This is a genomic window from Kitasatospora sp. NPDC059827, assembly GCF_042731675.1.
Lineage (GTDB): Bacteria > Actinomycetota > Actinomycetes > Streptomycetales > Streptomycetaceae > Kitasatospora.
In genome coordinates this window covers 30892-54561 of the sequence record NZ_JBHWIV010000018.1, presented here as the reverse complement: position 1 = coordinate 54561, position 23670 = coordinate 30892, and the positions used below count along the sequence as shown (strand labels likewise).

Here is a 23670-nt window from a genome sequence, read left to right as displayed (position 1 = left end):
CCCGGACCCGACACCCACTCACATCGCCCACCCGAAACGGCTGGTCAGGCCGATCACCACCGGCACCACTCCGATCAGGACGAAGGCCGGCAGGAAGCAGAGCCCGAGCGGCGCGGTGGCGAGCACCGCGGCCCGGCGGACCCTGATGTGGGCCGCCCGGGCGGCGGCGGTCCGCTGCTCCCGGGCCAGTTCGACCAACGGACCGGTCGCGGGAGCTCCACCGAGGCTCGTCCGGACCAGGCACCGCGCCAGCGGCGCCAGCGCCGGGTGCTGTGCGCCCAACCTGGTCCAGCAGAGCTCCGGCGGTGCGCCCAGGACCAGCTCGGCCCCGATCACGACCAGCCTCGGCCCCAGCGGTGCGCCCACGCTCCGCCCCACCGCCGCCACCGCCGCCGAGGGCAGCGCCGCCGCTCCGAGGCAGGCCGCCAACAGCTCGGCGCCCAGGGGAAGTTGCCTGAGCAGCAACTGCTCCTCCAGCATCGCCCGGCGATCCGTCGGCGACCTGGCCCGGGCCGACCACCAGTGCACGCCCACCGCTGCCAGCACCCCGGCCACCGCACCGGGGCCACCACCGATCAGCGCCGCCACCGCCAGCCCCGCGACGACCGCCGTCGCCAGTCGCCGCCGGGGTCCAACACCGCTGTGCCCAACATCGGTGCGCCCGAGATCAGTGCGCCCAACACCGGTGCACCCGGGCCTGGTTCGACTCCGCACCTCCTCCCGTTCCCGCTGCCAGGCGAACGCCCTCCGTCCGGCGCTGCGCCCCGCCCCGTGCCGGGCCACCCCGGCCGCAGCCGCCGATACCGCCACGGCCGTCACCGAAAGCCCGGCCGTCACCGAGAGCCCAGCCGGCACCCACCCGGCCGCAACCCACCCGCCCAGTCGCATCACCCCGCCCCCGCTCCGACATCGAGCGCCCACGAGCCCCCTCGCCGCCCACCGCCGCGCTGAGGCAGGCCCGTCACCCCAGGACGGCTCCCCACGCCCCAGGGAGCCTCCAACGCGCCCTGGGCCGCCGACCGGACGATCCGGGCCGTCCAGAGCACCCCCAGGCCCTCCAGCACCGCCCCCGCCCCCAGACAGCCGAGTCCGGCCGGGGTGTGCAGCAGGACCTCCACCGGACGGGCCCCGAGCGCTCCGCCCAGGAGCAGCCCCGCGCCCGGCAGGGCGGCCAGGACCGCGATCGTCGCGCGCGGTCCGGCCAGCTCCCCCGCGATCTCCTCGGTCAAGGCCCGCTCACCGCGCAGCGCCTCCGCGACCCGGTCCAGCGCGGCGGCCAGCCCCGACCCGCCGTCGGAGGCCACCCGCCAGCAGGCCGCGATCGCTGCCGCCCCGCTGCCGCCGGGCAGTTCGGCGAGCAGCTGGAGCGCAGCGGGGACGTCCCCGCCGTAGCGCCCCGCCGCCAACCGGGCCACCGGCTCCGCGCCGAGCCGGCGCAGCCCGTCCGGGTCCGCGGCCAGCCGAGCCGTGACCAGGTGCAGCGCCTGCTCCGGGGTCGCACCACTGCGCAACTCCCCGGCCAGTGCGGCACACAGCTCCACCACCGCGGCGGCCCGCCGCCCGGCCTCGGCCTCCCGTCGCCGCCGCAGCCGCCACCTCCTCAGGGGGAGGACGGCCAGCACTCCCGCGAGCACCGGCACGGGCGAGGCGGTCGCCTGGCCGACGACCAAGCCCACCGGCAGCGCCAGCAGTTCGGGCGCCAGCAGCCCAGGCGGCCGACCCCGCACCCGGCCCACCTCCTCCGGCTGCGGCCCGTGGACCGGGGGCCCGTACACCGGGGGCCCGCTGCCCGCCAGCACCAGCCTGGAGCGCCGCCCACCGGGTAGCTGCTCCTGGACCGCCCGCCATCCGACGGCGGCCAGCAGGCACAGCAACGTCACCCAGCAGAGCGCCGGTTGGACCTGCGTCATGTCACCCACCTCCCTGCCCTCGTCCCTTCCGGCCCGCAGCCCCGAGCAGCACCAAGGCGCCCGTCGCACACGCGACCAGGAACAGCACGAACCCGATCTCCACCAGCCGCAGCTCCCGCTCGGCCCGGCCCGCCCCCGTCAGCGCCACCGCCGCCGCCACCGACACCGGGGCCGGCACCCACACCGGCACCGCGGTCGAGACCGCCGCCGCCACGGCCCTCATGGCGTCACCGCCCCGATCGCCACCCCGCGTGCGGCCAGCAGCCCGGCCAGCCGTTCCCAGCCCGCCCCGGGCACCAGGCCGCCCGTGGCCGGGAACCGCACCGCCGGGGTGGTCACCGCCAGCCCGTTGCCGTCCCCGGCCAGCGTGTGGATCTCCGCCACCCGGCGCCGCCCCGAGTCCGAGTCCCGGACCAGGTGCACCACCACGTCCAGCGCGGCCCGCAGTTGGCTGTGCAGGGCCGGGCGGTCGAGCCCGGCGAGCGAACCGAGCGCCTCCAGCCGGACCGGCACGTCCGCCGCCGTGTTGGCGTGGACGGTCCCGGAACCGCCCTCGTGGCCGGTGTTGAGCGCGGCCAGCAGGTCCGACACCTCGGCCCCGCGCACCTCGCCGATCACCAGCCGGTCCGGCCGCATCCGCAGTGCCTGCCGGACGAGGTCCCGCAGGGTGAACTCGCCCAGCCCCTCCTGGTTCGGCGGTCGGCTCTGCAGTCGGACCACGTGCGGGTGGGCCGGCCGCAGTTCGGCGGAGTCCTCGGCGACCACGATCCGTTCGTCCGGACCGACCAGGCCGAGCAGGGCCGCGAGCAGGGTCGTCTTGCCCGATCCCGTCCCGCCCGAGACCAGGAGCGACAGCCGCGCCCGCACGATGCCGGCCAACAGCTCCGCACCCTCCGGTGGCAGCGCGCCGCCCGCCACCAACTCGTCCAGCGTGAACGGCCGGGGCCGCCACACCCGTAGCGAGATGTGCGTGCAGCCGGCCGCGATCGGCGGCAGCACCGCGTGCAGCCTGGTGCCGTCCGGCAGTCGGGCGTCCACCCAGGGCCGGGCGTCGTCCAGGCGCCGCCCGGCCGCGGTGGCCAGCCGGTGGGCCAACCGCCGCACCGCCTCGGCGTCGGCGAACCGGACCCCGGTGGCCCGGTGCAGACCGCCGCCACGGTCGACCCACACCTCGTCCGGACCGTTCACCAGCACGTCCGTGACGTCGGGCGCCGCCAGCAGCCGCTCCAGCGGGCCCGCACCCACCAGTTCGGCGCGCAGCGAGCGCACGGTGTCCAGCACTTCGTCCCCGCCGAGCGGTGGCCGGGTGGCCCGCAGTACGGCCGCGACCGAGCCCGCCGTCGGGGCGGCCCCGGACTCGGCCAGCCGCAGCCGGACCGCGTCCACCAGCTCGGCCGACCGCTCCTCGCTGGCCGTCCGACCGTACGGGCAGGGCCCGTGTCCGGCCGGGCCCGGCCCGCCGGGCGGCGGCACGCTCCGGAGCGGCCGGTGCTCCCGCGCACCGTCGCCCGGGGCCGGGGCACCGCCCCGCGTTCCTGTCCTGCGCAGACGGACCATCAGTACGCACCTCCTCCGACCGCCGACACCGGCGGCAGCACCTCGTTCAGGAAGCTCGCGCAGAAGCGCGCGAGCGGACCGCCCTCCCGCGTGCCGGGCGGGACGCCCTTCTCGACGTCCTCGGTCAGCCCCGGCTCCGGTTCCAGCTCCCCCGCCAGCTCCAGCCGCAGCCCGCGGGCGATCCGGTGGGCCGGGAGCCCGCCGGCCCGCACCGGCCGCACCACGGCCCGGACGTCCCCGAGCCGCATCCGGGCCGCCGCCGCGACCCGGTCGGCGGCCGCCACCGCACGCAGTTCGGCCGGGACGACCAGCAGCGCCAGGTCGGACTGCTCCAGCGCCTGCCCGGCGGCCGCGTCCAGGTGGCGCGGCACGTCGACCACCACCAGCCCGCCGCGCCGTCGGGAGGCGGCCAGCACGCTGCGCATGGCGGCCGGCGGCACCGTCAGGGTGTCGCCGCGGTCCCAGGACAGGCAGGACAGCCCGGAGAGCCGTTTGAGGGCCGGCAGCGCCCTGGCGAGTTCGGCCCCGCTGACCCGCCCGCGCGAACCGGCCAGGTCGGGCCAGCGCAGCCCGCGGGCCGTCTCGCCGCCGAGCAGGATGTCCAGGCCCCCGCCCAGTGGATCGCCGTCGAGGAGCATGGTCCGCCGCCCGGTCCGCGCGGCCGTGACCGCGAGGGCGCAGGCCAGGGTCGAGGCCCCGGCCCCGCCCCGGCCGCCGAGCACCGCGACGGTGACGGCCGGGGAGCCGACGCCCTCGGCCGCGTCCGCGATCCGGTCCAGCAGCCAGGCCTCGGCGTCGGGCAGGAACAGCACGTGCTCGGCGCCGAGTTGGACGGCTCTGACCCACACGCCGGGGTCGTCGAGGTCCAGCCCGAGCAGCAGGACCCCGCTGCGCCGGCCCAGCCCGGCGCAGTGCTCCGCCCGGTCGTCCCCGACCAGGACCAGCGGGGCGGCCTCCCACAACTCGCGCGGCGGCGGCGCGCCCCTGATCAGCCGGGGCTCGGTGCCCGCTGCCGCGCAGACCCGCAGCAGGTGCTCGGCCAGGTCCTCGTCCCCGGTGACGACGAGCGGCCCGGTGGCCGCGGGGCCCTCGGCGGTGACGTGGGAGGTGATCGGCGTCGACATGGTGTTCTCCCCTCTGTGCCGCGGCCACCAGGGGCGGCCGCGGCACGCGTCGGACGGTTCCGACGGACGGCCGCCAGGCAGACCTCTGGGAGAGGAAGGGGTGAGGCCCTGCCCGGCGACCGCCGCCGACCATCACGGTGGGGGGAGATCCGGATTCCGTCATCCACGTTCCGATTGCCTGTGGATAACTCGGGGGTTGTGGATGAAAACGTTCACCCGGACGGGGGGCTATTCGTCGAAGAATTGACGAAAGGGGGTCGCGGGGACGGACCGGCCGTCCATCGCCCCCCGGCCGACCGTCCTCCCGGCCCCCGCCCCACCGGCCCCGCGCGCGCCATCAGAACGGCCCCGCTCACCTCGCCAGGACCGCCCCGCGCACCCCGCCGGAACGACCCCGGGGAGCCGATCGGAACCAGCCGTGGGCATCCTGCGCGTCATGAGCAAACGGCAACGCAGAGTGACGAAAGGTGGTGGACGGATCGAGCCGTCGACACCACCTGTACACCTCGGGAAGGACCGCGCGGAAGCCTGCGCGAAGGGCCTTCAAGCCCTGAAAATGGCCCCGGACGTGCGACGACCCCCGCCGGGGGGGAGAGCGGGGGTCGTCTATCCACAGCCCGACTCGGGGGGGAGGAGCCGGACCGGGTTAGCACGGTCGCGAACGATCCGTGACTTCCATGGTGTACCCGAGCGGCCAGAAACACAAACCCGCACGCCCACGAGTACACCGAATGGCGGGGTGTTTTGTGGCTCCCTCTATCCTCGGTTCCCGTGGACACCACCGAGAACGCCGACGACCACGCCGACGAGTCCCAGGGCGACCCCACCGGGCCCGAGGAGCCGAGCGCACCCGCCCGCCCCCGGCCGACCGGCCTGCGGACCGCCGCCTTCTTCGACCTCGACAAGACCATCATCGCCAAGTCGAGCGCGCTGGCGTTCAGCCGGCCTTTCTACCAGGGCGGCCTGATCAACCGTCGGGCCGTACTGCGCAGCGCGTACGCCCAGTTCGTCTTCCTGGCGGGCGGCGCGGACCACGACCAGATGGAGAAGATGCGCGAGTACCTCTCCGCGCTCACCCGGGGCTGGAACGTCCAGCAGGTCCGCGAGATCGTCGCCGAGACCCTGCACACCCTGATCGACCCGATCATCTACGACGAGGCCGCCTCACTGATCGAACAGCATCACGCGGCCGGCCGGGACGTGGTGATCGTCAGCAGCTCCGGCTCCGAGGTGGTCGAGCCGATCGGCGAACTGCTGGGCGCGGACCACGTGATCGCGACCCGGTTGAAGGTCGAGGACGGCTGCTACACCGGCGAGATCGAGTACTACGCCTACGCGGAGAACAAGGCCGCGGCGATCCGGGAGTTGGCCGGGACGGAGGGCTACGACCTGGCCGCGTCGTACGCCTACAGCGACTCCTCGACCGACCTGCCGTTGCTGGAGGCGGTCGGCCACCCCTCCGCCGTCAACCCCGACCGCGCGCTGCGCAAGGAGGCGCAGGCCCGGGAGTGGCCGGTGCTGGTCTTCGACCGGCCGGTGCAACTGCGACGGCGGGTGCCGGAGTTCTCCGCGCCGAGCGGTTCGGTGCTGACCGCCGTGGCGGTCGGGACGGCCGCGGTGACCGCCGGGGTCATCTGGTACCTGGCCCGCCGGCGCCGCCCGGCCGCCTGAGGCGCCCACCGGGAGACCTTGATCCACCGCAATCCGGTGCAATCCAGCAGAAAGCCCCGAAACGGGCAGATCGGCACAGACTTCCCGTTTCGGGTTCCCCTTTCGACCGAAACGCGATACAAAGGAAGCACGGCCCGCGAGACCCGGTCAGGACCGAAGAGGTCAAACCGACAACGCAGTTCAGGCCCCACGGACCGCACGTACAGACATCCGAGCACCCACATGCAGCCGACCCGCTGTCGGGCCGCCGGACCAGACGAACGGGCAGGATCCCCGTCTGATCGGCACTTCCGGTGCATGCTTGGTCACCCGGCTGTCTGCACCAGCGGCGGCACCCAGCAGGATCAGGTGCCGCCGCATCTTCGTGCCCGCGGGGTTCGCGTCGCGCGAACTCTCCGCCCGGGCTCAGGCCATGCCGCGCTGCATCGCCTCGCAGACCGCCGTGCTCTCCCGCACCCCCAGTCGCAGCGCCCGCCCGCAGTGGGCGATCCAGGCCGCCATGCCCTCGGACGTGCCCGCCAGGTAGCCCGCGAGGGCGCGCCGGTAGGTGTCGGTGCCCAGCTCGGCCAGGCCGACCTCGGTGGGGCAGATCGACTTCGGGTCGAGGCCCTCGGCGATCAGCACGATCCGCTGGGCGGCCCGCGCGATCATCCCGTTGTGGCTGCCGAACGGCCGCAGGGCGAGCAGTTCGCCGTGCACCACCGACGCGACCACCAGGGCCGGCGTACCCACGCCCTGCCCCTCCGCGCGGGCCACCAGCAGCCGGGAGAGCTGGTCCAGCCGGGCCGCGACCTCCTCCGTGCCCGGCGCGGGCGGCAGCACGGGCGTCGGCCCGACCGCGGCCTCGACCTCGACGCTCTCCACCGGTTCGAGCTCCAGCGGGAAGAGCTCCTCGGCCCCCTCCCCCGTCCGGCGCGGCCGGCCGGCGGCCGGGTCGGTGTCGCCGACCGCGAGCAGGTGCAGCCGGGCCAGCACCTGGAGCGGCGAGTGCCGCCAGACGCTGAGCAGCTGGCCCGCCTCGGCCGTGATCCGCAGGGCCGCGCCGACCGTACGGGCCTCGGCGTCCGCGCTGAAATCGGTCCGCCGCCGGACCTCCTCCAGGGGCCAGTCGGCCCCGGCCACGGCCGCCGACGCGCGGGCGCCGCGCAGCGCGGACTCGGAGGTGACCTCGGTCGCGCGGCGGCGCATCACCCGGTGGCCGTAGAGCCGGTCGACGGCCTTGCGCACCTCGGCCACGGCGTCGGGCACCCCGGGGAGCTGGGCCAACGGGGCGAGGGGATCTGTTCCAGTGCTCACCTACCCGAGAGTAATGAACGGGCGGCCCCTCCCGGAACAGCAACCCCGCATCACCCGTTAGAGGCAATCCTCACTTCCCTCCCCCGGCGGACCCCAAACCCCGGCTAGCATGGCCACTATCGGAGACGATAACGATTTCCAGTTAGGGGGCGCCGCCACCTGCGCGCCCCTGAGCACGCGGCCCGCCCCCAGGGCCCAGAGCGAGAGCCGGAGCCCCAGATGAAGATCGCCTTCGTCGGCAAGGGCGGCAGCGGGAAGACCACGCTGTCCGCACTGTTCATCCGCCACCTGGCCGCCATCGGCCGACCGGTGATCGCCGTCGACGCCGACATCAACCAGCACCTCGGCCCCGCACTCGGCCTGACGGACGCTCATGCGGCCGGCCTGCCCTCGCTCGGCGCGCACCTGCCGGAGATCAAGGAGTACCTGCGGGGCAGCAACCCGCTGATCCGTTCGGCCGACGAGATGATCAAAACCACGCCGCCCGGGCACGGTTCGCGCCTGCTGCGGATCGTCGAGGAGAACCCGGTCTACGCCGCCTGCGCCCGCCCGATCGCGCTGGACGAGGGCTCGGTCCGGCTACTGGCGACCGGCGCGTTCACCGAGGAGGACCTCGGGGTGGCCTGCTACCACTCCAAGGTCGGCACGGTGGAACTGCTGCTCAACCACCTGCTGGACGGCCCGGACGAGTACCTGGTCACCGACATGACGGCCGGCTCGGACTCCTTCGCCTCCGGGCTGTTCACCCGCTTCGACCTCACCTTCCTGGTCGCCGAACCGACCCGCAAGGGCGTCTCGGTCTACCGGCAGTACAAGGACTACGCCCGAGACTTCGGCGTGCAGCTGCGGGTGATCGGCAACAAGGTGCAGGGCCCGGACGACCTGGCGTTCCTGCGCCGCGAGGTCGGCGACGACCTGCTCACCACCTTCGGGCAGTCGGACTGGGTACGCCGACTGGAGCAGGGCGCCGAGCCGCCCTTGAGGTCGCTGGAGCCGGCCAACCGGGCCGTGCTGGAGCAGCTGCGGGTCGAGGCCGAAGCGGCGTACGGGCTGCGCGACGAGCACCGCTACACCGCGCAGGCGGTGCTCTTCCACCGGCGCAACGCGGAGAGTTGGGCCAACGCCAAGGTCGGCATCGACCTGGCGACCCAGGTGGACGAGGACTTCGTCCTCGGCGGAATCCCGAGCGGCCGCCCGAGCGGACTCCCGGCCGGAGCCCCCGTCTGACATCACCGCGCGGTCCCGAGCACGGCACCGCCACCGACCGGACGGGCCGCGGCCTCCCCCTCACCCCGGGGGACGCCGCGGCCCGTTCGCCGTTCCGGCCCCACCCCCGGCCCCACCCCCGGCCGACGTCCCAGGGTCGCCCAGGGAGCGCCCAGGGAGCGCCCAGGGAGCGCCCAGGGGCCGGCCCGAGCCTCCCACCAGCAGATTCCCGTCCGTTCGAACACCACCCAATGGGGTGAACCGGCGATTTTCCGCTTCCCTCCGAGAACAACGCTGTGCAAAGCTTTCATTACCCTCGGTTTACCGAGTCTTGATGGCCCGTTCCGACGGCCCTCGGCGAGACATCCCGCTCCTCGCCCTGGCCCCTGGCGGGCCCAGATGGTCGACGCCGGCCGGTGACACCCGCATTCCCCGCCGCGCCCACGCCATCCCGCCACACCGTCGCGACCCACGACAGCCGATCCGCCCCGGAGCCCCACCCCGGACTCACCACCGGACCTGACTGCGTTCGTTCCCCCGGACAGACGGGAAGACCATGACCCTCGACATCTCCAGCGCACCCATCGCCTCCGACACCACCGACCACGCGCCACCCGGCCCCGGCTCCCGGGCCCGGTGGGCCCAGGACCTCTCCGCCTCCGTGGTGGTCTTCCTGATCGCCGTGCCGTTCTCCCTCGGCATCGCGCTCGCCACCGGCGCCCCGCTCACCGCCGGGCTGGCAGCAGCGGCCGTGGGCGGCATCGTGGTCGGGCTGTTCGGTGGCACCCCGCTCATGGTCAGCGGCCCCTCAGCCGCGCTGACCGTGATCACCGCCGGGCTGATCGCCCAGTACGGCTGGCGGGCCACCTGCGCCATCACCCTCGCCGCCGGACTGCTCCAACTCCTGCTCGGTGCACGCCGGGTGGCCCGGACGGCGCTCGCCGTCTCGCCCGCGATCGTGCACGGCATGCTGGCCGGGGTCGGGCTGACCATCGCCATCGCCCAGCTGCACGTCGTCCTCGGCGGCTCCCCGCAGAGCTCGGCGATCGCCAACCTGCTGGCGATGCCGGGGCAGTTGGCCGGTCCGCACCCACCCGCCCTGCTGGTCGGCTCGGTGACCGTGGCCGTGCTGCTGGGCTGGCCCAGGCTCGGCCGACTCCCGGGCCGCGCGGGCGAGTTCGGTGCCCGCCTCACCAAGGTGCCCGGCCCGCTGGCCGCCGTGGCCGTCGCCACCGCGCTCGCCCTCGCCCTGGACCTGCAGCTCGCCCACATCGAACTGCCCGCCTGGCAGCCGCACTCACTCGTGCCCGCGCTGCCGCACGGTTCGCTCGCCGGGGTGCTCGCCGCCGTCCTCACCGTCACCGCCGTCGCGAGCGTGGAATCGCTGCTGTCCGCCGTGGCGGTGGACCGGATGTCCCAGCGCACCGGCGACCTCGACCGCGAGCTGCGCGGGCAGGGCCTCGCCAACCTGGTCAGCGGGCTGGTCGGCGGACTGCCGATCGCCGGCGGCGCCGTCCGCAGCACGGCCAACGTCCGGGCCGGCGGGCAGAGCCGGTGGGCCTCGGTCATGCACGGGGTCTGGGTGCTCACCGCCGCCCTGGCGCTGACCGGTGGGCTGCGCCGGATCCCGCTGGCCGCACTGGCCGCACTGGTGCTGGTGGTCGGGCTGCAGATGGTGAGCTTCGCGCACATCCGCAACGTGCACCGGCACCGCGAGTTCCCGGTCTACCTGACCACCCTGCTCGCCGTGGTGGCCTTCGGCGTGCTGTGGGGCGTCGGCCTCGGCGCGGCCACCGCCGTGCTGCTCGCGCTCTACCGGCTCACCCGGGCCCACGTGGACGTCGCGACCGGCCCCGACAGCTCGGTCACCGTCCAGACCCACGGCCCGCTCACCTTCACCGCCGTCCCCCGGCTGAGCCGGGCGCTGGCCGGGATCCCCACGGGCGCCGAGGTCACCGTGGTGCACGACGGTTCCTTCCTGGACCACGCCGCCTACGAGACGCTGCACGACTGGCGGACGGGGCACCAGGCCGCGGGCGGTCAGGTCTCGCTGGTGACGCGGCGCCAGGACGACGAGGTGCTCGACCCCGACGGCACCGTCCGCGCGGGCAGTTCACCGGGCCCGCACCGCTGCCGGGCCTGGACGCCCTGGGGCGGCCACCACTGCATCGAGCAGCAGGAGGACCCGCACGGCCGGCTGCTGGACGGCGTCCGGGTGTTCCAGCAGCACACCGCCCCGCTGGTCAGGCCCGAACTCGCCCGGCTGGCCCGGGAGGGGCAGACGCCGTCCCAGCTCTTCCTGACCTGTGCGGACTCCCGGATGGTGACCAGCATGATCACCAACAGCGGGCCGGGCGACCTCTTCACCGTCCGGAACGTCGGCAACCTGGTGCCGGCCCCGTTCGAGCCCGGTGCGGCCGACGACTCGGTGGCCGCCGCGGTGCAGTACGCGGTCGAGGCGCTGGACGTGCGCTCGATCACGATCTGCGGCCACTCCGGCTGCGGCGCGATGAAGGCCCTGCTGGACGGCGTGCACGAGCGCCCCGGGTCGCCCACCCCGCTGACCCGCTGGCTGCGCAACGGCCGCGGCTCACTGGACCGGCTCCGACGGGCCCCGGCCGAGTTCGCCGACCGGCCGGTGGTGGACCTCGCGGAGCAGCTCTGCATCACCAACGTGGTGCAGCAGTTGGACCAGCTGATGGCGAACCCCGCGGTGGAGCGCCGGGTCGAGGAGGGCACCCTGCGCCTGGTCGGAATGTACTTCGACTTCGCCACCGCCCAGGCCTACGTCCTGGACCGCGCCGCCGGGACGTTCAGCCCGGTCGAGGCCCGGCCGGAGGGCGATTCGGCCGAACGGGTGAGGAACGACGCCCGGATTCCGGCCGCCGGCAGCGAGGAGGGGCCCCAGCTGGCCGCCTGAGAGCCGGGTCCGTGTCTCCGCCGGGCGGGCCGGGACACGGGCCCTCCGACCGCCGTACGGCCTGCCGCCTCCGGGTGGCGGGCCGCGCGGCGGTCGTGCCGTACTCGTGCGCTGCGGTCGTGCTGCGGTCGAGCTGCGGTCGAGCCGTGATCGGGCTGCGGTCGAGCCGACATCGAGTCGGGTTCGTCGCCGAGACCACCACCATGACCGTCACCACCGTCATGACCGGCATCATGATCACCGTCGTGACCGGCGCCACAGTCGTGCGATCGTCGTACCAGGATCGGCCCACCGTACGGCGGATTCGGCGATCGACCGTTCGACGATCGGTCAAAGGTCTACACCAATTGCAAGGAGCCTCTTGTCAACTGGCCCGTTCGCCTGGTGAGCTGTGCGCTGGGACACACGGGACAATCCCCACGCACGGGATCGCCCCAGATCATGACTCGATGAGGAGTGCGCGTTGAGCAACGAGAGCCTGGCCAACCTGCTCAAGGAGGAGCGGCGTTTCGCCCCGCCGGCAGAGCTCGCCGCAGCGGCCAACGTCACCGCGGCCGCGTACGCCCAGGCCTCCGAGGACCGTCTGGGCTTCTGGGCCGAGCAGGCCCGCCGCCTGAGCTGGGCCGTCGAGCCGACCGAGACGCTCGACTGGTCCAACCCGCCCTTCGCCAAGTGGTTCGCCGACGGCAAGCTCAACGTGGCCTACAACTGCGTCGACCGCCACGTCGAGAACGGCCTCGGCGACCGGGTCGCCATCCACTTCGAGGGCGAGCCCGGCGACAGCCGCTCGATCACCTACGCGCAGCTCAAGGACGAGGTCTCGCAGGCCGCCAACGCGCTGCTGGAGCTCGGCGTCCGCAAGGGCGACCGGGTCGCCGTGTACCTCCCGATGATCGCCGAGGCGGTCGTCGCGATGCTCGCCTGCGCCCGGATCGGCGCCACCCACTCGGTGGTCTTCGGCGGCTTCTCCGCCGACGCCGTCGCCTCCCGCATCCAGGACGCCCAGGCCAAGCTCGTCATCACCGCCGACGGCGGCTACCGCCGCGGCAAGCCCTCCGCGCTCAAGCCGGCCATCGACGAGGCACTCACCAAGGTCGACGGCGTCGAGCACGTCCTGGTGATCCGCCGCACCGAGCAGGAGATCGCCTGGACCGAGGGCCGCGACGTCTGGTGGCACGAGATCACGGCGCGTCAGTCCACCGAGCACGCCCCCGAGGCGCACGAGGCCGAGCACCCGCTGTTCATCCTCTACACGTCGGGCACCACCGGTAAGCCCAAGGGCATCCTGCACACCTCGGGCGGCTACCTCACCCAGGCCAGCTACACCCACCACGCGGTCTTCGACCTCAAGCCGGAGACCGACGTCTACTGGTGCACCGCCGACATCGGCTGGGTCACCGGCCACTCGTACATCGTCTACGGCCCGCTCTCCAACGGCGCCACCCAGGTCATCTACGAGGGCACCCCGGACACCCCGCACCAGGGCCGGTTCTGGGAGATCGTCCAGAAGTACGGCGTGACGATCCTCTACACCGCGCCGACCGCGATCCGCACGTTCATGAAGTGGGGCGACGACATCCCCGCGAAGTTCGACCTGTCCTCGCTGCGGGTGCTGGGCAGCGTCGGCGAGCCGATCAACCCCGAGGCGTGGGTCTGGTACCGCGAGCACATCGGCGGCGGCAAGGCCCCCATCGTCGACACCTGGTGGCAGACCGAGACCGGCGCCATGATGATCAGCCCGCTGCCGGGCGTCACCGAGACCAAGCCGGGCTCGGCCCAGCGCGCCCTGCCGGGCATCGCGGCCACCGTGGTGGACGATGAGGCCCGGGAGGTCCCGAACGGCTCCGGCGGCTACCTGGTGCTCACCGAGCCGTGGCCGTCCATGCTCCGCACCATCTGGGGCGACGACCAGCGCTACATCGACACCTACTGGTCGCGCTTCGAGGGCCGCTACTTCGCCGGTGACGGCGCCAAGAAGGACGAGGACGGCGACATCTGGCTGCTCGGCCGGGTCGACGACGTCATGCTCGTCTCGGGCCACAACATCTCCACCACCGAGGTCGAGTCGGCCCTGGTCGGCCACCCGACCGTGGCGGAGTCCGCCGTGGTGGGCGCCGCCGACCCGACCACCGGCCAGGCCATCGTCGCGTTCGTGATCCTGCGCGGCGGCGTCACCGAGACCCCCGAGCTGGTCGAGGAGCTGCGCGCCCACGTCGGCCGCACGCTCGGCCCGATCGCCAAGCCGAAGCAGATCAAGGTCGTCGGCGAGCTGCCGAAGACCCGTTCCGGCAAGATCATGCGCCGTCTGCTGCGCGACATCGCCGAGGGCCGCGAGGTCGGTGACACCACCACCCTCGCCGACAGCACGGTGATGAGCCAGATCCAGGCCCAGCTGCCGCCGCACGGCGACGGCAACGGCAACAACGGCTGATCGAGGCATCAGAAGCCTTTCAGCAGCCATACGGAGCGGGGCCCCGGGCGGTGCGTGACCACCACCCGGGGCCCCGCCGTCACGTCGTCACAGCATCACGCCGTCACGGCATCACGTCGTCACGTCGTACGGGGCTCACCCCTCCACCGCTGCGGTACCGGCCACCGTACCGATCGCCGTGCCGCGCTGGGCGGCCAGGGTGCGCAGGGTCTCGTAGGCGCCCTGGACGATGCCCCGGCCGCGCAGGACCCGCACTCCCGTCCATGCTCCGGCCAGCACCGCCAGCCCGACCTGGGCCCGCGGACTGAACCCGACGAAGGCGCTGAACCCCCGGGTCGACCCGACCTGGAACACCAGCTCCTCGGCGCCCTCCCCCTCGGCCGGCGCCCCCACCGCGCCGACCGCGGCCAGTTCACCGACCGAGCCGATCGCACCGGCCTCGCCGCCGTCGCCGTCAGCGCCGCCCCCACCCGGCACACCGCCCAGCACACCGCCCGGCGCACCGCCCGGCCCCCACTGGTTCCAGCCCACGCAGAGCCGGGTACCGCCCCGGCGCCGCCCCACCCTCGGCCGACGGACCTCGCCGAGCGCCGTACGCAGCGCCGCCGCGTCGGCCCGCTCGGGCAGCGGCACGGCGTCCAGCGACAGGTGGGCCTGAAGGTAGCGGAGCATGTCGTCCGCGGTGGAGCGCAGTGCCGAGGCGCCCGGCAGGGCGGGCAGCCGGAAGGACGGCACCCGTCGGCCGCGCCGGTACCCGCTGACATCCTCCCGGCCGGGGCCGCTGGAGGTGTCCAACAGGCCGAGCGGTCCGCAGACCCGGGTGGCCAGCAGGTCGTCGTAGCGCTGTCCGGCCGCGTTGGCCAGCAGCAGTCCGAGCAGCCCGGAGCCGAGGTTGGAGTACCGCACCTGGGTGCCCGGGGTGCCCCGGACGGGGGTCCGTGACAGTGCGTCGAGCAGGTGGGTCGGCCCGAACGTGGCGTACGGGCGGGTGAACCACCGGGGTGCCGCGGCCGGCAGCAGGCCGACCGGCAGCCGGGGCAGGCCGGAGGTGTGGGTGGCCAGGTGGAGCAGGGTGATCGGCCGCTCGTGCGGGTAGCCGGGGACGGCGTTCGCGGGGAGGTAGCGGTCGATCGGGTCGTCGTAGCGGACCTCACCGCGGGCGGCCATCTCGGCGAGCAGCAGTCCGGTGAAGGTCTTGGTCACGGACCCGAGCTCGAAGCGGGTGTCGGCCCGGACCGGGTGGCGGCCGGAGCGGTCGGAGTGCCCCCGGCAGGCGACCGTCCGCTCGTCGCCGCGGATCACCACGACGGCGACGCCGCCGTCCGGTCCGGCGGAGCGGAACAGCGGACGGAGCAGCCGGTCGAGGTCCGCCGGGACGTCCTCGGCGGTCTCCGCACGGCACTTCGGACCGAACTCCGGGCGGGAGTCAGGGTGGAACGGCGGCCGGGATCCCGGCCAAAGATCCGGACGAGGGTCCGGGTGGAGCACCCGGCCGGGATGCCGGTCGGCGTCGGCAGGCTCACCGGGTAAGAGGGGCGGTTGGGGCAGGGTGGTGCCACCACCGGACATGGTCGTGCCTCCAGCGGGAACAGCGAGAACAGCGAGAACAGCGAGGACAGCGGGAACAGCAGGAACCGAAGGGGTGCGCACCGGCCCGGATCGGGCGGGCGCCTGCGATCGACCTTAGGGAGCCGTTCACCCGACTGCACTCGGCCTGGGCCGTTCGGGTACCGGTCCGCTGCTCCTCGGGAGTGCAGTAGCGGCCCGCAGGGCTTAAGTCATTTACTAGGACAATCCGGATGTCATCTGAACGTCCCGCTAGACTGTTAAGGACGCATCAAGGCCCTTGACAGGATCCGCGGGCGTCACAGGGCGCGCCGGGAAGTCTGGTCGGCAACTGCACCACCCGTGCATCCGTTTGCCGCTCCCAGCCCCAGGAGGTCCCCGTGACCGACCAGCCGCCCGCCCACGAGCCGACGACCCGCCGCCGGCAGTTCCTCGGTCGGCTGTCACTGCCCGAGCGCACCTTCGTCACCAACGCCCTGCGCACCGAGACGGTCGGCGGCATGCTGCTGCTGGCCGCCGCCGTGGTCGCGCTGGTCTGGGCCAACGTCTGGCCGAACGCGTACGAGAGCGTGCTCGACCACCGGATCGGCCCCTCCGCCCCGCTCCACCTCGACCTCACCCTGGCCAACTGGGCCAAGGACGGCCTGCTGACGGTCTTCTTCTTCGTGGCCGGCATCGAACTCAAGCGCGAGTTCGTCGCGGGCGAGCTCCGCACCCCGAGCGCCGCACTGCTGCCGGTGATCGCCGCCATCTGCGGCGTCGCCCTGCCCGCGATCCTGTTCGCCCTGGTCAACTCCGGCAGCGGCGGCCACCCCGGCGGCTGGGCCATCCCGACCGCCACCGACATCGCCTTCGCCCTCGGGGTGCTGGCCGTGGTCGGCAGTCACCTGCCCTCCGCGCTGCGCGCCTTCCTGCTGACCCTGGCCGTGGTCGACGACCTGATCGCGATCCTGATCATCGCGGTCTTCTACAGCTCCGGGATCAAGTTCTGGGCGCTCGGCCTGGCCTTCGCCGGCCTGGTGCTGTTCTGGTTCCTGCACCGGCGCGGGGTGAAGGGCTGGTACCTGTTCGTGCCGCTGGCCCTCGTGGTCTGGGCGCTGATGCACGAGAGCGGCATCCACGCCACCGTCGCCGGCGTCGCGATGGGCCTGATGCTGCGCTGCCACCGGGAGGGCGACGAGCAGCACTCCCCCGGCGAGCACATCGAGCACCTGGTCCGCCCGCTCTCGGCCGGACTGGCCGTCCCGGTGTTCGCGCTGTTCGCGGCCGGGGTGACGATCTCCGGCCCGGCACTGCGCGAGGTGTTCACCCAGGCCGCCCCGCTCGGCATCGTGATCGGCCTGCTGGTCGGCAAGACGGTGGGCATATTCGGCGGCACCTGGCTGGCCGCCCGGTTCACCCGGGCCGAGCTGAACCCCCAGCTCAAGTGGGCCGACCTGTTCGCCGTCTCGGTGCTCGCCGGGATCGGCTTCACCGTCTCGCTGCTGATCAGCGAACTGGCGTTCCCGGACGACCTGGCGCTGGCCGACCGCTCCAAGACGGCCGTCCTGGTCGGCTCGCTGCTCTGCGCGGTGGTCGCCACCGTGCTGCTCAAGCTGCGCAACCGGCACTACCGCGCCCTGTGCGAGGAGGAGGACCGGGACGAGGACGGCGACGGCATCCCGGACGTCTACCAGCAGGACGATCCGGCCTGGCGGGCCCGGACCGCCGACCGGGCGGCGCTCACCGAGGCACCCCGGCCCCAGCCGGGCGAAGGTCCCGGCAGCGACCGCTGAGCCTCGCCGAGGGGCCCCGCACCGCACCCCGCACCGCGCCGCACCCCGCACCGCCCCACACCCTGCAGCCGCCTTCCGAAGCCAGGACACGTCCCTCCGGCGGGGCCCCGGAGTGGTGTCCGACTGACCGGTAGGGGCATGATTCTGAGCTGTCGACACACCACTGACGCCTCCGGATCCCCCACCGGCCCCGGAAACCGCGCACCGCGACGGCGTCACGCCGCAACAGCCGCAGAGGAGAACCGCTGATGCCCACAGGAGCCGCAGACCCGTCCAGCAACGGCCGGGCGCCCTACGAGGGCGAGCGTTCGGTGGGGCAGCTGTTCGCGGCGGCCACCGCCGACCTGAGCGCACTCGTCCACGACGAGATCGCGCTCGCCAAGTCCGAGATCAAGGCGGACGTCAAGCGCGGCGTCTCCGGCGGCGTCTCGGTCGCCGTCGCCGCCGTGGTGCTGCTGTTCTCCGTCCCGATGCTGAGCGCCGCGTTCGCCTTCGGCATCCACGCGCTGGGCCTGTCGCTCGGCTGGTCCTTCCTCATCGTGGCAGGCGCCTACTGGGTGCTCGCCGCCGTCCTGTTCGTCCTGGCGCGGCGCTTCTTCAAGAAGATCCAGAAGCCGGAGCGCACCATCGAGGGCGTCCAGAAGACCGCCGAGGTGCTGAGGAACGCCCGGCCGCGCCCGGCCACCCAGGAGGAGATCGACCGGGGCCTGGGCCGCATCCCGTAACCGCCCCCGCCCGTACGTGCCCGGACCCGCCCGCAGCGAGTGCCGGGCACGTGTCCTTCGCACGGATGTGACACGCTCTCGGTATGCCGCTCGACCAGAAGCCCGCTCCCGCGCAGCCGTCCGCCGTCTCCGGCCCCGCCTCGGGGCCCGAGGGCGGCCCGGAGACCGGCCCGGAGGCCGTCGAGGGCGCCGCCGCCCCCGGGCGGTCCGAGGACGCCGCTGCCGAGGCGTGGAGCATCCGGCAGTCCGGTCCGTGGAAGCACCGCGACCTGGCGGCCAACGGCGCCCGTTTCCACATCACCGAGCTGGGCTCCGGCCCGCTGGTGCTGCTGGTGCACGGCTGGCCCGAGTACTGGTGGGCCTGGCGCCACCAGCTGACCGCGCTGGCCGAGGCCGGCTACCGCGCCGTGGCGCTCGACCTGCGCGGCATCGGCGGCAGCGACCGCACCCCGCGCGGCTACGACCCGGGCAACCTCGCCCTGGACATCACCGGGGTGATCCGCTCGCTCGGCGAGCGCCGCGCGCACCTGGTGGGGCACGCCTCCGGCGGCACCCTGGCCTGGGTGGCGGCGGTGATGCGCCCCTCGGTGATCCAGAGCCTCACCGCGGTCTCCGCGGCGCACCCCCGGGACCTGCGCCGGGCGCTGCTGACGGACCGCAAGCAGATCGCCGCCTTCGACCACGTCCTGGGCTTCCAGCGGCCGTGGATACCGGAACGCCGCCTGGTCGCCGACGACGCGGCGCTGGTGGGCCGCTACCTGGACGAGTGGGCCGGGCCGAACAAGCTGGACGGGGCGGCGGTGCACGCGTACCGGCAGGCGATCCAGATCCCCAGCACCGCGCACTGCTCGATCGAGCCGTACCGCTGGCTGCTGCGCTCGATGGCCCGGCCGGACGGCATCCAGTTCGCCCGTCGGATGAAGAAGCCGATCACCGCGCCGACCCTGCACGTCCAGGGCGCCGCGGACCCGGTGCTGCTGTCGCACACCGCGCTGGGCGGCGGCGAGTACGTGGCGGCGCCGTACCGCTGGCGGCTGCTGCCGGGGGTCGGGCACTTCCCGCACGAGGAGGCTCCGGAGGAGTTCACGGCGGAGCTGCTGGACTGGGTCGGTCGCCACAAGGAGTGACGACCGGAGGGCCCTCCCCGGGGCTCCCGGAAGGGGTCGGAAGTCCCAACTCCCTTGATGTTGCGCTCATATGACATGCGCATGGGCCAGTTTCGGCGCACCCGGGCGGTTACTCCCTCCGGCCCAGGGGCATCCATTCCGGTATGACCTGGATGCCCGATCGCGACGACGCCCCGCGCGGCCGACGCCACAACAGTCCCCAGCGCCCCGCACACCTCCCGGACCGGGCGGAGGACCTCGGCTTCGAGGGCCTCGACCGCCGCCAGCGCGGGGCGCAGCGGCAGCTGGGCATCCCGCGCATCCTCGGCCGGCGCGCCCGGTGGGTGGGCGCACGGCTGCGGCGCGAGACCTGAGGCCCCGCGCCGCTGCCGGCCGCCGTTCAGTTCACGTTCTGCGGCTGATTCACGTTCTGCGGCTAGTTCACGATCTGCGGTGACAGCGCCGTGAACCAGAGCAGCACGAAGGTCGCCACCGACATGATCGGCACCAGCACCTTGGTCTCGACGTTGTTGCCGCTGCGCTTGATCAGCACGATCTCGTAGCGCTCCTTGTGCGGCCACAGCAGCGGCGCGCCCTTCTTGGTCAGGCAGTCGCCCAACAGGTGCGCCAGCGTGCCCAGCCCGACCGCGTACGGCAGCCAGCCGGGCGCGTTGGGCATCCAGGTGTTCATCCCGAAGGTGCCGAGCGCGGCCAGGCCGATGACGGTGATCCACGCCTCCGGGCCGTTGCTCGGCGGGCAGAGCCGCAGCGCCTTGACCGCCAGTGCCAGCAGGAAGAACGTCACCGTGAGGGTGAAGTAGCGGCCCAGGAAGGTGACGCCGGCCCAGGTGCCGCCGCCCATCAGCGCGACGAACAGCAGCGAGTGGGTGGCGTGCCGGTGCCCGCCGGAGGCCCAGGCCACGAAGCGGCAGAGCGCCTTGGAGAGCGGGCCGAGGAAGTTGGCGATCGAACCGTCGTGGTGGTCGAGGTCCGGCAGCAGTGCCGCGCCCGCGCACAGCACCGTGCCCATCAGTATGTCCGCCGGCTGCAGCGTGGTGTGCAGCAGCAGCGGGGGCAGGAACGGGGCCGAGGCCGCGTACAGCATCGCCCCGCTCACCGCGTGCGAATGACCCATCATCGGACTACCACGACCTCCCGTTGACTCACTCCGGGACGGCAACCCGGTTGAGCCGAACGGGTGAGCGCCGCCGAGGCTACCAGGGCGGCCTGACGGTACGACGGATCCCGCACCGGCGGGCCCCGCGGTTTCGGGGCGCGGTCTCAGAGCGCGCAGCCCTGGGTGTCCACCCGGCCGCTCGCGGTGCTGCCCGCCGTCGCGTCCTCGCGCACCTCGGCCGAGGTCAGCACGTACCCGGTGTCGGCGCTGTCCAGGGACTTGGCGAAGACCACGCCGTACACCTGGCCGTCCGGGGTGAGCAGCGGGCCGCCGCTGTTGCCCTGGCGGACCAGCGAGCGCACCGAGTAGACGTCGCGCACCACCTGGCCGCGGTGGTAGATGTCCGGGCCGTTGGCCTGGATCCGGCCGCGGATGCGGGCGGGCTGGACGTTGAAGGCGCCGTTCTCGGGGAAGCCCGCGACGATCGCGCTGTCGTTGGTCCTCGCCTCGCCCGCGAAGGTCAGTGCGGGCGCGTTGAGCTTGGGCACGTCCAGGACGGCGATGTCGCGCTGCCAGTCGTAGCGGACCACCGTGGCGTCGTACAACTGGCCGACGCCGCCGATCTGCACGGTCGGCTCGTCGACGCCGCCCACCACGTGGGCGTTGGTCATCACCCGATGCGGGGCGAAGACGAAGCCGCTGCCCTCCAGGGTCTTGCCGCAGGAGGTCGCGGTGCCGACCACCTTGACCAGGCTCTGCCGCGCCCGGGCCACCGCCGGGCTGTTGGCCAGCGCCGGGTCCGGGGTGTCGACCTGGGTGATCGGCTCGTGCTCGAAGGGGTTGAAGACCTGCGGGAAGCCGTTGCGGGCGAGCACCTTGGAGAAGTCGGAGAACCAGTTCGGCGCGTCACCCGGCAGCGCCTCCTGGACGCCGCTGAGGATCGCCGAGGAGCGGACCTGCTTGGAGACCGTCGGCAGGGACGTGCCGGCCAGCGCGGAGCCGATCAGCCAGGCGACCAGCAGCATCGAGATCACGTTGACCACCGCGCCGCCGGACGCGTCCAGCACCCGGGCCGGACGGCGGTCGATGTGGCCGCGCAGCTTCCAGCCGTAGTGCGCGGTGACCGCCTGGCCGATCGCGGCGCAGACGATCACCACCACCACGGCCACCACCGAGGCCGTGGTGCCGGGGCTGAGGTGGTCGAGCAGCAGCGGCAGCAGCTGGACGGCCAGCAGGCCGCCGCCGAGGAAGCCGACCAGCGACAGGACGCCCACCACGAAGCCCTGCCGGTAGCCCGAAATGGCGAATCCGACGGCGGCGAGGACCAGCAGCACATCCAGCACGTTCACTCCGACACCCTCCCACGCTTCGCGACCGTGCCGCGCCGACGGTCCGTCACGAGCCGTCGGCGCCGCCGCCCGGCAGGACCCGGGAGTGCTCTAGGTCGCCCTGGACGAGTGCCAGGGCGTCGTCCGAGAGGTCGACGACCCGGGACGGGTCCCACGGCCGCTCCAGCCCGCTGTGGTGCAGCACCCGGTCGATCACCCCGGCGGTGAACCCCCAGACCAGCCGCCCGGCCACCGCGAAGGCCGGCCCGACGTGCCCGGACGGGTGCCGCAGCCGGACCCGGTTCGCCGGGTCGGCGAGGTCGGCGATCGTCACCCGGAACACCGCGCCGGTCTCGCCCCGGTCCACCGGCCGCACCGGCGACTCCTCGCGCCACCAGCCCAGCACCGGGGTGACCACGAAGCGGCTCACCGGGATGTACAGCCGGGGCAGCGCGGCGAAGACCTGCACCCCGGCCGGGTCCAGGCCGGTCTCCTCCCAGGCCTCGCGCAGCGCCGCCGCGATCGGGCCGGAGCCGTCCGGGTCGCCGTCCTCCGGGTCCAGCGCGCCGCCCGGGAAGGACGGCTGGCCGGCGTGCGAGCGCAGCGAGCGGGCCCGCTCGATCAGCAGCAGGTCCGGCCCGTCCGGGCCCTCGCCGAACAGCATCAGCACCGCCGCCGCCCGACCGCCCTCGCTCGGCGGCAGGAAGCGGCTCAGCTGCTCCGGCAGCACCCGCTCGGCCGCGTCCCGGACCGGCTCCAGCCAGCCCGGCAGGTCGTTCCGCTCGACAACACCCTCGGTCACGCTTCCACCCCCTGGTCCGCGACCCGCCCCTGGTGGGCGACCGCGTCGGCGCGGGCGGCAGCCTCGCCGGGGAAGTCCGACGGCGGCCTGAGCCGCTGGCCGGGCTGGCCGCCCATCTCGTACTTGAGCAGCTTGCGGGCCTTCTCCGGATCCAGCTCGCCCTCCCCGTACGCGGGGCAGAGCGGCGCGATCGGGCAGGCCCCGCAGGCGGGCTTCTGGGAGTGGCAGATCCGCCGGCCGTGGAAGACCACCCGGTGCGACAGCATCGTCCACTCCGACTTCGGAAAGATCTCGGCGACGGCCAGCTCGACCTTCACCGGGTCGTCCTCGGTGGTCCAGCCGAACCGGCGGGCCAGCCGCCCGAAGTGGGTGTCCACGGTGATCCCGGGGACTCCGAAGGCGTTGCCGAGCACCACGTTGGCGGTCTTGCGACCGACCCCGGGCAGGGTCACCAGGTCGGCCAGCCGGCCCGGGACCTCACCGCCGAACTCGTCGCGCAGCGCGGTCGAGAGGCCGATCAGCGACTTCGCCTTGTTCCGGAAGAAACCGGTCGGGCGGATGATCTCCTCCAGCTCCTCCGGGTTCGCCGCCGCCATGTCCTCGGGCGTCGGGTACTTCGCGAACAGCGCCGGGGTGGTCTGGTTCACCCGCAGGTCGGTGGTCTGCGCCGACAGCACGGTGGCCACCAGCAACTGGAACGGGTTCTCGAAGTCCAGCTCCGGGTGGGCGTACGGGTACAGCTCCGCCAGCTCGCGGTTGATCCGCCGGGCCCGCCGCACCATCGCCAGGTGCGACTCGGGCTTCCTCGGCTTCACCGCCGTCTTCCTCGCGGCCGTCTTCTCGGCCGCCGTCTTCTTCGCGGCCGTCTTCTCGGCCGCCGTCTTCCTCGCGGCCGTCTTCTTCGCGGCCGTCTTCGCAGCGGGCTCCGCGGCCGGCTTGGTCGCGGTCTTCCGGGCCTTGCTCTCTGCCATGCACGAAGGCTACGCCGAGCGACGGACCGCTTGGGGCGGATCAAGGAGGAAGAACGGACGGCCGTGCTCCGGGTCGGCCGAGGACGTGGCGGGCGGGGTGCTGGCGCGTACGGGCGCGTACGGGCGCCAGGGTTCCGGTGCTCCGTCGACCGGCCCGTTCTAGTC

General features: G+C 73.8%; 19 protein-coding genes. 8 read left to right on the top strand and 11 right to left on the bottom strand.

What is annotated here, in order from left to right; all coding sequences use genetic code 11:
- Positions 1-18 precede the first annotated feature (18 nt).
- The 5 genes from ACFV8H_RS14340 to ssd form a co-directional block, all read right to left on the bottom strand.
- Positions 19-588: a type II secretion system F family protein gene (locus ACFV8H_RS14340; protein ID WP_380399529.1), complete on the bottom strand. Its 570-nt coding sequence runs from the start codon at positions 586-588 to the stop codon at positions 19-21.
- Positions 589-887: 299 nt separating this feature from the next.
- A complete protein-coding gene (locus tag ACFV8H_RS14335; RefSeq protein ID WP_380399527.1) occupies positions 888-1910 on the bottom strand; it encodes a type II secretion system F family protein in 1023 nt (340 codons plus the stop codon).
- Between the two features lies 1 nt (position 1911).
- Positions 1912-2133, bottom strand: coding sequence for a hypothetical protein (locus ACFV8H_RS14330; RefSeq protein ID WP_380399525.1), 222 nt, complete (start codon positions 2131-2133; stop codon positions 1912-1914).
- On the bottom strand, positions 2130-3467 hold the full coding sequence (locus ACFV8H_RS14325; protein WP_380399523.1) for a TadA family conjugal transfer-associated ATPase: 1338 nt from the start codon (positions 3465-3467) through the stop codon (positions 2130-2132). The genes ACFV8H_RS14330 and ACFV8H_RS14325 overlap by 4 nt, the downstream gene beginning before the upstream one ends.
- Complete coding sequence (gene ssd / locus ACFV8H_RS14320; protein ID WP_380399521.1) at positions 3467-4591, bottom strand: septum site-determining protein Ssd; 1125 nt, start codon at positions 4589-4591, stop codon at positions 3467-3469. The genes ACFV8H_RS14325 and ssd overlap by 1 nt, the downstream gene beginning before the upstream one ends.
- Before the next feature lie 873 nt (positions 4592-5464).
- Here ssd and ACFV8H_RS14315 point away from each other — a divergent pair.
- Positions 5465-6262 (top strand): HAD family hydrolase, encoded by a 798-nt coding sequence (locus ACFV8H_RS14315; protein ID WP_375887701.1) that lies wholly within the window; start codon positions 5465-5467, stop codon positions 6260-6262.
- Positions 6263-6667: 405 nt separating this feature from the next.
- Here the strand turns inward: ACFV8H_RS14315 and ACFV8H_RS14310 are convergent, their stop codons facing one another.
- Positions 6668-7558 carry an oxidoreductase gene (locus ACFV8H_RS14310; RefSeq protein ID WP_380399519.1) on the bottom strand — a complete coding sequence of 297 codons (891 nt, stop codon included), beginning with the start codon at positions 7556-7558 and terminating at the stop codon, positions 6668-6670.
- A gap of 219 nt (positions 7559-7777) precedes the next feature.
- Here ACFV8H_RS14310 and ACFV8H_RS14305 point away from each other — a divergent pair, with 219 nt between their 5' ends.
- The 3 genes from ACFV8H_RS14305 to acs all read left to right on the top strand — a co-directional run bounded on the left by ACFV8H_RS14305 (position 7778) and on the right by acs (position 14115).
- Complete coding sequence (locus tag ACFV8H_RS14305; protein ID WP_380399517.1) at positions 7778-8785, top strand: ATP-binding protein; 1008 nt, start codon at positions 7778-7780, stop codon at positions 8783-8785.
- 535 nt (positions 8786-9320) lie between these two features.
- The gene (locus ACFV8H_RS14300; protein WP_380399515.1) at positions 9321-11684 is read left to right on the top strand and encodes a SulP family inorganic anion transporter; all 2364 of its coding nucleotides are present in this window, start codon (positions 9321-9323) and stop codon (positions 11682-11684) included.
- Positions 11685-12147: 463 nt separating this feature from the next.
- Complete coding sequence (gene acs, locus ACFV8H_RS14295) at positions 12148-14115, top strand: acetate--CoA ligase (protein WP_380399513.1); 1968 nt, start codon at positions 12148-12150, stop codon at positions 14113-14115.
- Positions 14116-14250: 135 nt separating this feature from the next.
- On the opposite strand, the gene ACFV8H_RS14290 is transcribed toward acs, so the two are convergent.
- A complete protein-coding gene (locus ACFV8H_RS14290) occupies positions 14251-15684 on the bottom strand; it encodes a serine hydrolase domain-containing protein (protein WP_380399511.1) in 1434 nt (477 codons plus the stop codon).
- Positions 15685-16061: 377 nt separating this feature from the next.
- Between ACFV8H_RS14290 and nhaA the strand changes: the two genes are divergently transcribed.
- From nhaA to ACFV8H_RS14270, 4 genes are all read left to right on the top strand, one after another.
- Positions 16062-17456: a Na+/H+ antiporter NhaA gene (nhaA, locus tag ACFV8H_RS14285; RefSeq protein ID WP_380399509.1), complete on the top strand. Its 1395-nt coding sequence runs from the start codon at positions 16062-16064 to the stop codon at positions 17454-17456.
- Between the two features lie 248 nt (positions 17457-17704).
- Positions 17705-18181 carry a phage holin family protein gene (locus tag ACFV8H_RS14280; protein ID WP_380399507.1) on the top strand — a complete coding sequence of 159 codons (477 nt, stop codon included), beginning with the start codon at positions 17705-17707 and terminating at the stop codon, positions 18179-18181.
- Positions 18182-18264: 83 nt separating this feature from the next.
- The gene (locus ACFV8H_RS14275) at positions 18265-19308 is read left to right on the top strand and encodes an alpha/beta fold hydrolase (protein ID WP_380399505.1); all 1044 of its coding nucleotides are present in this window, start codon (positions 18265-18267) and stop codon (positions 19306-19308) included.
- Positions 19309-19460: 152 nt separating this feature from the next.
- Complete coding sequence (locus ACFV8H_RS14270; protein ID WP_375887616.1) at positions 19461-19661, top strand: hypothetical protein; 201 nt, start codon at positions 19461-19463, stop codon at positions 19659-19661.
- A 62-nt stretch (positions 19662-19723) separates the two neighbouring features.
- Here the strand turns inward: ACFV8H_RS14270 and ACFV8H_RS14265 are convergent, their stop codons facing one another.
- From ACFV8H_RS14265 to nth, 4 genes are all read right to left on the bottom strand, one after another.
- Positions 19724-20425 carry a metal-dependent hydrolase gene (locus ACFV8H_RS14265; protein WP_375887618.1) on the bottom strand — a complete coding sequence of 234 codons (702 nt, stop codon included), beginning with the start codon at positions 20423-20425 and terminating at the stop codon, positions 19724-19726.
- Between the two features lie 143 nt (positions 20426-20568).
- The gene (locus ACFV8H_RS14260; protein ID WP_375887619.1) at positions 20569-21753 is read right to left on the bottom strand and encodes a MarP family serine protease; all 1185 of its coding nucleotides are present in this window, start codon (positions 21751-21753) and stop codon (positions 20569-20571) included.
- Positions 21754-21799: 46 nt separating this feature from the next.
- A complete protein-coding gene (locus ACFV8H_RS14255; protein ID WP_375887621.1) occupies positions 21800-22534 on the bottom strand; it encodes an NUDIX hydrolase in 735 nt (244 codons plus the stop codon).
- On the bottom strand, positions 22531-23505 hold the full coding sequence (nth, locus tag ACFV8H_RS14250; RefSeq protein ID WP_380399502.1) for an endonuclease III: 975 nt from the start codon (positions 23503-23505) through the stop codon (positions 22531-22533). The genes ACFV8H_RS14255 and nth overlap by 4 nt, the downstream gene beginning before the upstream one ends.
- Between the last annotated feature and the right edge of the window lie 165 nt (positions 23506-23670).

What these genes read in the sequence shown, in the direction of transcription:
- ssd (WP_380399521.1), bottom strand. Translation starts at nt 4,591, where the DNA reads ATGTCGACGCCGATCACCTCCCACGTCACCGCCGAGGGCCCCGCGGCC.
- ACFV8H_RS14300 (WP_380399515.1), top strand. Translation starts at nt 9,321, where the DNA reads ATGACCCTCGACATCTCCAGCGCACCCATCGCCTCCGACACCACCGAC.
- nth (WP_380399502.1), bottom strand. Translation starts at nt 23,505, where the DNA reads ATGGCAGAGAGCAAGGCCCGGAAGACCGCGACCAAGCCGGCCGCGGAG.
- ACFV8H_RS14265 (WP_375887618.1), bottom strand. Translation starts at nt 20,425, where the DNA reads ATGATGGGTCATTCGCACGCGGTGAGCGGGGCGATGCTGTACGCGGCC.
- ACFV8H_RS14290 (WP_380399511.1), bottom strand. Translation starts at nt 15,684, where the DNA reads ATGTCCGGTGGTGGCACCACCCTGCCCCAACCGCCCCTCTTACCCGGT.
- ACFV8H_RS14335 (WP_380399527.1), bottom strand. Translation starts at nt 1,910, where the DNA reads ATGACGCAGGTCCAACCGGCGCTCTGCTGGGTGACGTTGCTGTGCCTG.
- ACFV8H_RS14325 (WP_380399523.1), bottom strand. Translation starts at nt 3,467, where the DNA reads ATGGTCCGTCTGCGCAGGACAGGAACGCGGGGCGGTGCCCCGGCCCCG.
- ACFV8H_RS14280 (WP_380399507.1), top strand. Translation starts at nt 17,705, where the DNA reads ATGCCCACAGGAGCCGCAGACCCGTCCAGCAACGGCCGGGCGCCCTAC.
- ACFV8H_RS14330 (WP_380399525.1), bottom strand. Translation starts at nt 2,133, where the DNA reads ATGAGGGCCGTGGCGGCGGCGGTCTCGACCGCGGTGCCGGTGTGGGTG.
- ACFV8H_RS14305 (WP_380399517.1), top strand. Translation starts at nt 7,778, where the DNA reads ATGAAGATCGCCTTCGTCGGCAAGGGCGGCAGCGGGAAGACCACGCTG.
- ACFV8H_RS14270 (WP_375887616.1), top strand. Translation starts at nt 19,461, where the DNA reads ATGCCCGATCGCGACGACGCCCCGCGCGGCCGACGCCACAACAGTCCC.
- ACFV8H_RS14275 (WP_380399505.1), top strand. Translation starts at nt 18,265, where the DNA reads ATGCCGCTCGACCAGAAGCCCGCTCCCGCGCAGCCGTCCGCCGTCTCC.